This window comes from Streptomyces sp. NPDC088817, from assembly GCF_044750345.1.
Classification (GTDB): domain Bacteria; phylum Actinomycetota; class Actinomycetes; order Streptomycetales; family Streptomycetaceae; genus Streptomyces.
Window position 1 is genome coordinate 1 of the sequence record NZ_JBIVJN010000011.1, and the last position, 12,632, is coordinate 12,632.

The 12,632-nt window shown below is 74.2% G+C and carries 2 protein-coding genes (1 of these 2 running past the window's edge); both read right to left on the minus strand.

Going from position 1 to position 12,632, the window contains the following annotated elements; genetic code table 11:
* Nucleotides 1–4,666, minus strand: a 4,666-nt coding sequence (locus ACIP4X_RS20905; RefSeq protein ID WP_401349903.1) for an amino acid adenylation domain-containing protein, incomplete at its 3' end; no start/stop codon positions are given.
* A protein-coding gene (locus ACIP4X_RS20910) for an amino acid adenylation domain-containing protein (RefSeq protein ID WP_401349906.1) crosses the window boundary here: on the minus strand, nt 4,660–12,632 show its 3' portion. It continues 6,205 nt past the right edge of the window; only the last 7,973 of its 14,178 coding nucleotides appear in the window; the start codon falls outside the window, past its right edge; the stop codon is at nt 4,660–4,662. The genes ACIP4X_RS20910 and ACIP4X_RS20905, both read right to left, overlap by 7 nt.

Below are 12,632 nucleotides of genomic sequence, written 5' to 3' on the forward strand. Positions count from 1 at the left end.
TGGCGCGTTCGTCCGACTCCCGGTACGACAGGGACTCCTCGCCGCACACCAGCGCCACGGCGTCCGGGTTCCGTTGCACGGTGGCGTCGAACAACCGCGGGAACGTCACCGGCACCACATCACCACGCGCCGTGTCGTTCCAGTCGTGCAGCAACTGCCGCCGCTCCGGCGCCGAGAGCACGTCGACGGCACGCACCGGGAGTTCCGGGTCGGCGGCCACGGCCTCCAGGAAGCGCACCAGCCGCTCGCCCAGCTCCTCGACGGTCGAGCGGTCGAAGAGGTCGAGGCGGAACTCCACGAGGCCGCTGATCCCCTGGAGTCCGCCCTCGCGGTCGATGCTCTCGTTGAAGCTGAGGGACAGGTCGAACTGGGTGGACTTGACCGGCACTTGGCGCACGGTGCAGTTCAGGCCGGACAGGCCCATGCTGCTCTCCGGGGTGTTCTGGAGTGCCAGCGACACCTGGAAGAGCGGGTGGCGGGCCAGTGAGCGCTCCGGGTTGAGCACCTCGACCAGCCGCTCGAACGGCACGTCCTGGTGGGCGTACGCGGCGAGGTCCGTCTCCCGCACGCGGCCCAGCAGCTCGGTGAAGGTCGGGTCGCCGGACAGGTCGGTGCGCAGCACCAGCGTGTTGATGAAGAAGCCGACGACCCGCTCCAGCGCGTCGTCCGTGCGGCCCGCGATCGGACTGCCCAGCACCACGTCGGAGGTCGAACCCAGCACCGAGAGGAGCGAGGCAAGCCCCGCCTGGAGCACCATGAACAGCGTGGTGCCGGTCTGCCGGGCCAGCGCGGCGAGATCGCGGTGCAGTTCGGGCGGCAGACGCAGCAGCACCGAGTCGGCCCGGTGGTCGGCCTCGGCGGGCCGGGGCCGGTCCGTGGGCAGGCGCAGCTCGTCCGGCAGGCCGGCCAACGCCTGCTGCCAGAAGTCGAGTTGCCGGTGGATCAGGCTGTCCGGGTCGTCCTCGGAGCCCAGGATCCCGTAGTTCCACATGGTGTAGTCGGCGTACTGCACCGGCAGCGGCCGCCAGTCGGGCGCCGTGCCGGCGGCCCGTGAGGTGTAGGCGCGTGCCAGGTCGGCGGAGAACGGGTCCAGTGACCAGCCGTCGCCGGCGATGTGGTGCAGCACGGTCAGCAGGACGTGGGACTCCGGTGCCGTCTCGAACAGGGTGACCCGCAGCGGCGTTTCCACGGCCAGGTCGAAGCTCTGTGCGGAGGCCGCCGCGATGGCCGTGTCCAGGTCCTCGTCGGTGGTCCGCACCACGGCCAACTCGCAGCCCCGGTCCGGCGGGAGGATGTCCTGACGCGGTTCGCCGTCCCGGTCCGGGAAGACGGTGCGCAGGCTCTCGTGCCGGGCGACCACGTCCCGCACGGCGGAGCGCAGCGCGTCGACGTCGAGCGACCCGCCGATCTGCACCGCGAGGACGATGTTGTGGGCGGTGCTGGTCTGCTCGAAGCGGTTCATGAACCACAGCCGCCGCTGCGCGTAGGACAGCGGGATCTCCGCCGGCCGGTCCCACGGCCGCAGGGTGGCGCGGGCGCCCGCCGCGCCGCCGATCCGGCCGACCAGTTCGGCGACGGTGGGCGCCTCCCACAGCTCCCGCAGCGGCAGTTCGACCTCGAAGACCGATCTGATCCGGCTGACCACACGGGTCGCGTGCAGCGAATGGCCGCCCAGCTCGAAGAAGTTGTCGTGGACGCCGACCGACGTCAGGTTGAGCATCTCCGCGAACAGCCCGCACAGGATCTCCTCCTGAGGGGTGCGCGGGCCCTGGCGGGTGACCAGGGCGGCGAAGTCGGGGGCGGGCAGCGCCTTGCGGTCCACCTTGCCGTTGGGGGTCAGCGGCAGCGCGTCCAGCGGGACGAAGACGGCCGGCAGCATGTAGTCGGGCAACCGGGTCGCCGCGTGGGCGCGCAGCGCGTCCACCACCGGCACCTTCCGGCCGGAGACCGGGACCAGATAGGCGACCAGGCGGCTCTCACCCGACTCGTCGGCCCGGGCGACCACGGTGGCCCGGGAGACGTCCCCGTGCTCGGCCAGCACCGCCTCGATCTCGCCGGGTTCGACCCGGAAGCCGCGGATCTTGACCTGGTCGTCCACCCGGCCGACGAACTCCAGCTGGCCGTCGTCCGACCAGCGCGCCACGTCACCGGTGCGGTACATGCGGGAGCCCGGCGCGCCGAACGGGTCGGCCGTGAACCGCTCGGCGGTCAGTGCGGCCCGGCCCGCGTAGCCGCGGGCCACGCCGTCCCCGGCCAGGTACAGGTCGCCCGCGACACCGACCGGGGTGGGAGAGAGCGCCGAATCCAGCACGTAGGCACGGGTGTTGGCGATCGGCCGGCCGATCGGCGGAAGTCCCGGCCGGTCGCCCAGCACGGCCGAGGTGGACCAGACCGTGGTCTCGGTCGGGCCGTAGACGTTGGTGACCTCGGCGGCCAGCGCGCGCAGCCGGGCGGCCAGGCCCGCGGGCACCGGCTCGCCGCCGACCAGGACCCGCAGTCCGGCCAGCGCCATCGGACGCTCCGAGACCAGGGCCTGCCACAGGGTGGGCGTGGCCTGCATGAGCGTGGCGCCGGTGCCGGTGATCAGCCGTCCGAGCGCCGGCGGGTCGAGGACCTGGTCGCGGGAGGCGATGACCACGGTGGCGCCCGCGCTCAGCGGTACGAACAGTTCCAGCGCGGCGATGTCGAACGCGACGGTGGTGACCGCGACCAGCCGGTCGGCGGCGTCGACGCGGAACCGGGCGCGCATGTCCGCGACGAGGTTGGCGATGTTGGCGCGGGAGACCACGACGCCCTTGGGGCGGCCGGTGGAGCCGGAGGTGTAGATCGCGTAGGCCGGGTGGGCCGGACGGACCGGCGCGGTCAGGTCGGCGCCGGTGGGAGCGGTACCGGGAAGCCGCGCGAGGGCGTCGGTGACGGCGGGCTCGTCCAGCACGACGCGCCGCACTCCGGGGACCTCGGGCAGGCCGGTCACCGTGGAGTCGGTGAGCAGCGCGCAGGGGCGCGCGTCGTCGAGGATGTAGCCGATCCGGTCGGCCGGGTACTCCGGGTCCAGGGGGACGTAGGCGCCGCCCGTCTTCAGGACCGCGAGCAGCGCCGTCAGCAGCGACGCCCCGCGCGGCAGGGCCACGGCTACCCATGACTCCGGTCCGACGCCTGTGGCCGCGAGGTGGCGGGCGAGCCGGTTGGCGCGCTGGTCCAGTTCCCGGTAGGAGACCTCGCCGTCGGCGTCGATCACGGCGACGGCGTCCGGGGTGAGCGCCGCGTGCCTCTGGAAGGCGTCGACGACGGACTCGGCGCCCACGGGCACCGTGGTGTCGTTCCACTCCGTCAGCAGCAGGCGGCGTTCGGCCGGGGGCAGGGCCCGGACCCGGCCGACGGGCGCCTCGGGGTCGGCGTGGATGAGGGTGAGGATGCCGACCAGGGCGTCCAGGATGCCCTGCGCGCGCTCCCGGTCGAACAGGTCCGGGCGGTAGCCGAGCCGGATCCGCATGCGCCGGCCGGGTGCCGGGAACAGGCTCAGCGGGTAGTGGGTCGCGTCCTGGCCGACCGCGCCGGTGATCCGCAGGCCCTCGGCGAGCTCGCCGAGTCCGTCCGCCTCCACCGGGTAGTTCTCGAACACGACGAGTGTGTCGAAGAGTTCGCCGGTCACCCCGGACTGCGCCTGGGCGTCGGCGAGCGTGAGGTGGTGGTGGTCGAGCAGGTCGACCTGCCGGCGCTGCTGCCGCTGGAGCAGCCCCGTCCAGGACTCGGCGGGTCGCGCGGAGACCCGTACCGGCAGGGTGTTGATGAACGAGCCGACCATGTTCTCCACGCCGGGCACCGCCGAGGGCCGGCCGGAGACGGTGCCGCCGAAGACGACGTCGTCGCGTCCGGTCAGCTTGCCCAGCAGGACACCCCAGGCCGCCTGCACCACGGTGTTCAGGGTGACGCCGCAGCGCCTGGCCGTCTCGGCCAGCCCGGCGCTCAGCTCCTCCGGCAGCGTGACCAGCAGGTCCTGCGGGACCACCGCGCCGCGTCCGGCGTCCGGCGCGACCAGAGTGGGCTCCGGGACGTCGCCGAGCGCGTCGCGCCAGGCGGCGAGGGCGGCCCGCCGGTCCTGCCGTCCCAGCCAGGTCAGGTAGTCGCGGTACGGCGTCACCGGCGGCAGCTCGCCGCCGGAGTAGAGCACGAACAGCTCGCGCATCAGCAGCGGCCCCGACCAGCCGTCGAGCAGGATGTGGTGGTTGGTCATCAGGAACCGGCAGCGGTTCTCGCCCAGCCGGATCAGGGTGAAGCGCAGCAGCGGCGCGCGTCTCAGGTCGAACGGGCGCACCCGGTCGGCCGCCATCAACTCGGCGAGCCGCTTCTCCCGCCGGTCGGCCGGACCGTCGGTCAGGTCGATCTCGGACCAGGGCAGCTCGACGCTGCGGTACACCACCTGCACCGGATCGCCGTTCTTGCGGCGGCGGAAACCGACCCGCAGGTTGGCGTGCCGGCGCAGCAGCCAGGCGGCCGCGTCACGGAGCCGGCCGGTGTCCAGGGTCCCGTCCAGGTCCACGGCGATCTGCACCGTGTAGACGTCGAGGGCGCTCTCGTCGTCCTGCGCGTACTGGGAGTGGAACAGCAGCCCTTCCTGCAAGGGCGACAAGGGCAGGAGATCCTCGATGCGCGACTGGTTCACCATGACAACCCCTCGTCGTCCAGTTCGTTCTCGAACTCGTCCAGTTCCCGCTGGTCCACCGGGACCAGCGTGGGTGTGCCCGGCCGGGCGGGTGCCGCCGTCAGGGCGCGGGCGCGGTCCACCATGGACGTCAGCGCCCGGAACCAGGCCTCGGCCAGGTCCCGTACGTCCGCCTCGTCGAACATCCCGTCGGGCCACGCCCACGCGGCGACCAGCCGCGGGCCGTCGGCACGGTCCTCGGTCTGGGCGTTGAGATCCAGGCTGTGCGCCATGGGCATGGCGGCGTCGCCGCCGCCGGTCAGCCCGGCCAGGCCGGGTGGCGGGCTCCAGTCCTGGTCCGGGGCGTCACCGCCGCCGGCGGCGAACCGGCCCAGATAGTTGAAGCCGAGCTGCGGCGTGCGCAGGGCGGCCAGTTGCGGCCCCGTGCGCTCGTTCAGGTAGCGCAGCAGTCCGTAGCCGATGCCGCCGTCGGGCAGTTCGGCGAGCTGGGCGCGCACCTTGGCGAGCACGGCGTCCACCGCCTCGCCGCCGCCCCAGAAGGCGTTCCAGTCCACCTGACCGGGGTTGAGGCGCACCGGGAAGGAACTGGTGAACCAGCCGACGGTACGGCCCAGATCGGCGCCTCTGACCACCGGCTCGCGGCCGTGGCCCTCCATCTCGACCAGCACCGCGTTGCCCCGGGTCGGCCGGCGCCGGGCCCGCCAGGAGGCCACGGCCACCGTGTAGGCGGTGAGGAGCACGTCCTTGATCCCGGCGCCGAGAGCGGCCGGCACGCTCGTCAGCAGCGGCTCGGTCACCTCCGCGGGCAGGCTGAGGCGCAGGCTGTGCGCCGTGCCGAACACGTCACGCTCCCGGTCCAGCGGCCGGGCACCCAGCAGCGGGTCCGGGCCGCTCAACGCGGCCCGCCACAGTGGAAGTTCCTCGATGCGGCGCGCACTTCCGGCCTCGTCGGCCAGGCGTCCGGCCCAGGTGCGCAGCGAGGTGGGCACCGCCTCCAGGAGGGGCTCCCGGCCGGCCGCCACCCGGGACCAGGCGGAGGCCAGGTCCGGCAGCAGGATCCGCCACGACACGCCGTCCACCACCAGGTGGTGCACGGCCAGCAGCAGCAGTCCTGGCCGGCCGGTACCGGCGTCGAACCAGACCGCCCGCACCAGGGAGCCGGACTCCGGGGTGAGCCGCCGCGCGGCCGCCCGGCCGTGCTCCACGAGCAGGGCGCGCTGCGCCTCCTCGTCGCCGGAGGCGGCGGCGTCCGCGAAGTCCACGCGGTCCACGAGCTGTTCGGCGCGCACCTCGTCCCGGGGGCGTACCTCGATCCGCCAGTCCTCGTCGCCGTCCCGGGCCAGCCGGAGCCGCAGCGCGTCGTGCCGGTCGAGCAGGGCCTGTACGGCGGCGGTCAGTCCGGGCAGGTCGAGCGCGGCGGGCGTCCGGACCGTCATCGCCTGGTGGAAGCCGTCGACCGGGCCTCCGTGCTCCCGCCACCAGTGCATGATCGGGGTCAGCGGCAGCTCGCCGATGCCCGCGTCCTCGTCCTCGGTGGGGGACGCGGTGGCGGCCTCGGCGATCTGTGCGAGCGCCGCGGGGGTGCGGTGCTCGAACACGTCCGCCACCGTCAGCTCGATCCCGGCCGCCCGGGCGCGGCTGACCAGTTGGATGGAGACGATGCTGTCGCCGCCGAGGTCGAAGAAGCCGTCGTCGGCCCCGACCGTCTCCCGGCCGAGCAGCTCGGCGAAGATCCGGCACAGGGCGGCCTCCCGCTCGGTGGCCGGGCCGCGGCCGGGCTCGCCGCCGAAGTCGGGCGCCGGCAGGGCGGCACGGTCCAGCTTGCCGTTCGCGGTCAGCGGCAGCGCGTCCAGGACGGTGAAGGCGGCGGGGACCATGTAGTCCGGCAGCGCGGCCGCGACGTCCTTGCGCAGCACGGCGGGCTCCGGTGGCCGGGCGCCCTCGTCCGGGACCACGTAGGCCACGAGCTGTCTGAGGCCCGGCCGGTCCTCCCGCACGATCACCGCGGCCTGGGCGAGTCCGGGCCGGGCGAGCAGCACGGTCTCGATCTCGCCGGGTTCGACGCGGAAGCCGCGGATCTTGACCTGCTGGTCGGAGCGGCCGACGAACTCCAGCTCACCGCCGCGGTTCCAGCGCACGAGGTCGCCGGTCCGGTACATCCGGGAGCCGGGCGGGCCGAACGGGTCGGCGACGAACCGCTCCGCGGTCAGCGCCGGGCGGCCCAGGTAGCCGAGGGCCACCCCGGAGCCGGCGACGCACAGTTCGCCCGCGACGCCCACCGGCACCGGCCGCAGCCGCTCGTCGAGGACCGCCACGCGGGTGCCCGCGACCGGGCGGCCGATCGGCGGCGCCGTGTCGCCGGACAGCGGACCGCTGAGCGTGGCGGCGATGGTGGTCTCGGTCGGGCCGTAGGCGTTGACGACGGTGCGTCCGGCCGACCAGCGGACCAGCAGGCCCGGCGAGAGCGCCTCGCCGCCGGAGACGACGCAGCGCAGGCTGGGCAGCTCACGCTCCGGCAAGGTGCCCAGCAGCGGGGCCGGCACCATGACGTGGGTGGCCTCGGCCGCTTCGACGGCGTCGGCCAGGCCCTCACCGACCAGTTCGCGGTCCGGGCCCGGAAGGGCGAGCGTGGCCCCGGACAGCAGGGTCATCGCCAGATCGCCCACCGACACGTCGAAGTTGGTCGACACCACTTGGAGCACCCGGCTTCCGCCGTCCAGGCCCAGCCGTTCGACGTGGCTGTGCACGAACGACGCCAGACCGGTGTGCCCGACCAGGACGCCCTTGGGCCGGCCGGTCGACCCGGAGGTGTAGACGACATAGGCGGGGCTGTTCGCGGCTGCCATCGCCGGAGGGTCGGTCGCCGGGCGCGCGGCCACCGAGGCGGCGAACCCCGGCTCGTCCAGGACCCAGGTCGGCGTGGCCGGCGCGGAGGGCAGCAGGCCGCGGGACGCCTCGGTGGTCAGCAGTGCGGCCGGTGCCGCGTCCGTGAGCATGAACGCCACGCGCTCGGCCGGGTACTCGGGATCCACCGGCAGATGGACGGCGCCCGCCTTGGCCACCGCCAGGAACGCGGTCACCTGGAGCGGGGAGCGCGGGACGGCGACCGCGACGGTCCGGCCCGGGGCGACCCCGCGGGCGATCAGTTCGCGGGCCAGCCGGTTGGCCCGCTCGTTCAGTTCGGCGTAGCCGGTCCGCTCGCCCTCGCACCACAGGGCGGTCGCCCGCGGGGTGCGCGCCGCCTGCGCCTCGAACAGCTCCGCCAGGGTGCCCGCCGGTACCTCGGGCGCGGTGCCGCGCCAGGCGCCGAGCAGCAGCTCCCGTTCGCCGGAGGTCAGCAGGTCGTGCTCGCCGATCGGTCGGTCCGGCTCGGCGAGCAGTCGCTCCAGCAGGGCGACCAGCCGGTCCGCCAGCGACTGGACGGTGTCCTCGGTGAACAGGTCGGCGCTGTACTCGACCACACCGACGACGCCGTCGGGCCGGCCGTCCGCGTCCACCGTCTCGGCCAGATTGAACGCCAGGTCGAACTTGGCCACCCGAAGCCCGTGGGGCTGCTGGGCGATGGCCAGCCCGTCGCCGAAGTCCAGCTCGGCGGGCGGGGTGTTCAGCAGGTTCAGCATGACCTGGAGCAGCGGGTGCCGCGACATCGAGCGGCTGGGGGAGAGCACCTCCACGAGCCGTTCGAAGGGCAGGTTCTGGTTCTCGAAGGCGGCGACGTCGGTGCGCCGCACCCGCTCCACCAGCGCCCGGAAGCTCGGGTCGCCGCTGGTGTCGGTGCGCAGCACCAGGGTGTTGACGAAGAAGCCGACCAGCTCGTCCAGGGCGTCGTCGGTGCGTCCGGCGACCGTGGTCCCGAGCGGGATGTCGCTGCCCGCGCCGATCCGGTCGAGCAGCGCGGCGAGAGCGGCCTGAAGGACCATGAAGGGGCTGGCCCCGGCTTTCTTCGCCAGCTCCAGCAGCGCACGGTGCACCGGGGGCTCGAGGCGCAGCCGGACCAGTCCGCCCCGGTGGCTGGGCCGGGCCGGGCGCGGCAGGTCGGCCGGCAGCGCCAGCTCCTCGGGCATACCGGCCAGTTGCCCGCGCCAGTAGCCCAACTCGGCGGTCAGCCGCGATTCCTGGTCGTCCTCGCTGCCCAGCACGTCGCGCTGCCACAGGGCGTAGTCGGCGTACTGCACGGCGAGCGGAGTCCACTCCGGCGCCCGTCCGGCCGTCCGGGCCCGGTAGGCGTCGGACAGGTCGCGCAGCAGCGGGCCCAGCGACCAGCCGTCGCAGCTGATGTGGTGGACCAGGAACACGAGCACGTGGTCGCGCGGCCCCACGGCGAAAAGGTGGGTACGCAACGGAAGTTCGGCGGCCAGGTCGAAGCCGTGAGCGACGGCCCCGGCGACCGCGGCGTCCAGTTCCGCCGGTGCCACGTCGGCGATCCGCAGCCGGGGTGTCGCCGTCTCCGGGTCGAGGATCTCCTGACGGGGAGTGCCGCCGGACTCGGGGAACGTGGTCCGCAGGCTCTCGTGCCGGGCCACCACGTCACCGATCGCGGACCGCAACGCCTCCACGTCGAGGTCGCCGGTGAGCCGCATGGACAGCGGGATGTTGTAGGTGGGGCTCGGGCCCTCAAGACGGTTGAGGAACCACAGGCGGCGCTGGGCGAACGACAGCGGCACGTGTTCGGGCCGCGGCTGCGGCACCACGGTCCGCCGGGCGTCCCCGGCCCCGCCGACCAGCACGGCAAGGCCGGCCACCGTGGGGTTCTCGAAGAAGTCGCGCAGCGGCAGTTCGGCGGCGAACTCGCTGCGGATCCGGCTGACCAGCTTGGTCGCCTGCAGCGAATGCCCGCCGAGCTCGAAGAAGTTCGCCTCGACGTCGACGTCCTCGTCGCCCAGCACCTCGGCGAAGATCCGCCGCAGCCCGGCCTCGGTCGCGTTGCGCGGGGCACGGCCACCGGACGAGCCGCTGGACTCCGGCGCGGGCAGCGCCCTGCGGTCGATCTTCCCGTTGGGCGTCAACGGCAGTGCCGGGAGCACCACGAAGGCCGACGGCACCATGTACTCCGGCAGCCTCGCCGCCACATGCTCCCGCAGCGCCGCCGCCGCGGGCGCCGCATGGCCCTCCACGGCGACCGCATAGGCGACCAGGCGCCGCTCGCCGGGCTCGTCCTCCCGCGCCAGTACGGCGGCCTGCGCCACATCGGCGTGGGCCGAGAGCAGCGACTCGATCTCGCCCGGCTCGATCCGGAAACCGCGGATCTTGACCTGGTCGTCGGCACGGCCGACGAACTCCAGGGCGCCGTCCGGCAGCCAGCGCACCAGGTCGCCGGTCCGGTACATCCGGGAGCCGGCGGGACCGTACGGGTCGGCCGTGAACCGCTCGGCGGTCAGCCCCGGCCGGCCGGCGTAGCCGCGGGCCAGACCGGCGCCGGCCAGGTAGGCCTCGCCGGGCGTGCCGACCGGGACCGGCCGCAGCGCCTCGTCGAGGACCAGCACCCGCACGTTCCACAGCGGGCGGCCGATCGGCGGGTTGACGCCCGCGGTGAGCGGTCCGCTGACGGTGGCGCACACGGTGGCCTCGGTCGGGCCGTAGGCGTTGAGCAGCCGCCGGCCGTCCGCCCAGCGGGCGATCAGGTCGGGCGCGGACGCCTCACCCGCGACGATCACGTTCATGCCGTCCGGGAGGGCGCCCGGCGGCAGCACGGCGAGCGCGGCCGGCGGGATGTTGGCGTGCGTCACGCGTTCGCGGGCCAGCAGCGCGGCCAGCGGCTCGCCGACGGCCAGGTCGTCGGCGGGGGCCATCACCAGGAGACCGCCGACCAGCAGCGGCGCGAGCACCTCCCAGATGGCGGCGTCGAAGCTGGAGGAGGCGAACTGGAGCATCCGGCTGCTCGCGTCGAGCCCGAACTGCTCGCGGATCGCGCCGAATCCGCCGATGCCCGCGTGCGGGACCACCACGCCCTTGGGCGTGCCGGTCGAGCCGGAGGTGTAGATCATGTAGGCGGCGCCGGCGGGGGAGGCCGTGCGGCCCGTGTCCGGCGTGGTGTCCGGCAGCGCGGCCAGCTCGGCGCGCACACCTGCGTCGTCCAGCAGCACCCGCGTGACGTCGGACTCCGGCAGCCCGGCGGCGGCCGGTCCCTCGGACAGCAGTGCGGCGGGCCGGGCGTCGGCGAGCATGAAGGCGATCCGCTCCGCCGGATAGGCCGGGTCGACCGGCAGGTACACCCCACCCGCCTTGAGCACCGCCAGCAGGGCGACCACCGACCGAGGTGTGCGCGGCAGCGCGACCGCCACCACGTCCTCGGGGCCGATGCCCCCGCGGACCAGCAGGTGCGCCAACTGGTTTGCCTCGGCGTCCAGGCGCGCGTAGCTCAGCTCCGTGCCGTCGTAGCTGATCGCCACCGAGTCCGGGGTGGCGGCGGCCTGACGGGCGAACAGCTCCGCGATCGTGCCCTGGGGCACCTCGCGCGCGGTCGCGTTGAAGTCGTGCAGCACCTGCTGCCGCTCCGCCGGGGAGAGCACCTCCAGGCGGCTGATCGGCAGATCGGGGTCGGCGCACGCGGCGTCCAGCAGGCGCAGCAGCCGGCCGGCCACGCGCGAGACGGTCTCCGGGTCGAACAGGTCGTCGCTGTACTCGACCAGACCGGTCATGCCGAGCGGCGCGCCCTGCTCGTCGTAGCGTTCGCGCAGGCTGAAGGCCAGGTCGAACTTGGCGGCGCCGATGCCGACGCCCTGCGCGCCGATCTCCAGGCCGGGCAGGCCGATCTCGACGTCGGCGGTGTTCTGGAGGTTCAGCCACACCTGGAACAGCGGGTGGCGGCCGAGCGAGCGTTCGGGGTTGAGCACCTCCACCAGCCGCTCGAACGGCACCTCCTGGTGGGCGTAGGCGGCGAGGTTGTTCTCGCGGACCCGGTCGAGCAGCGCGGTGAAGGCCGGGTCGCCGCCGGTGTCGGTGCGCAGCACCAGGGTGTTGACGAAGAAGCCGACCAGGTCGTCCAGGGCCTCGTCGTCGCGGCCCGCGACCGGGGTGCCCAGCGGGATGTCGGTGCCCGCGCCGAGCCGGGTCAGCAGCGCGGTGAGCGCTGCCTGGCCGACCATGAACAGGCTGGTCCTGGTCTTCCGGGCCAACCACGCCATCCGCGCGTGCAGTTCGGCCGGTATCGCGAAGGGCACCGTGGAGCCCCGGTGGCTGGCCACCGCTGGCCTCGGCCGGTCGGCGGGCAGCCGCAGCTCGTCCGGCAGCCCGGTCAACGAGGCTCGCCAGAAATCCAGTTGCCGGGCGATCTCGCTGTCCGGCGCGGTCTCACTGCCCAGCACGTCGCGCTGCCACAGCGTGTAGTCCGCGTACTGGACCGGCAGCGGCGCCCAGCCGGGTGCGCGGCCCGCCAGCCGGGCGCCGTACGCCTCGGCCAGGTCGCGCGCCATCGGCGCCATGGACAGACCGTCGCCCGCGATGTGGTGCATCACCAGGAGCAGGACGTGCCGGTCCGCGCCGAGCCGGAACAGGTGGGCCCGCAAAGGCAGTTCATCGGCCAGGTCGAAGCCGCGGAAGGCGGCCTCCTCCAGGGCGGCGTCCAGACCGGCCTCGTGGGCCTCGGTGACGGTGAGGGCCGGGGCGGCCTGTTCGGCCGGGGCGACCGACTGGCAGGGGACGCCGTCGATCTCGGGGAACGTGGTGCGCAGGCTCTCGTGGCGGGCCACCACGTCACCGAGCGCGGCCCGCAGCGCCTCGACGTCGAGCGCGCCGGTCAGCCGGGCGGCCAGCGGCAGGTTGTACGTGGAGCTCGGGCCCTCCAGGCGGTTGAGGAACCACAGCCGGCGCTGCGCGAACGACAGCGGGACCGGGTCCGTGCGGGGCATCGCACGGACCGCGGGGCGCGCGCCCGCCGCACCGGACGCCTTGCCGGCCAGGCCCGCCACGGTCGGGGACTCGAAGACGTCCCGCACGGCCAGTTCCACGCCCAGCGTGGAGCGGATCCGGC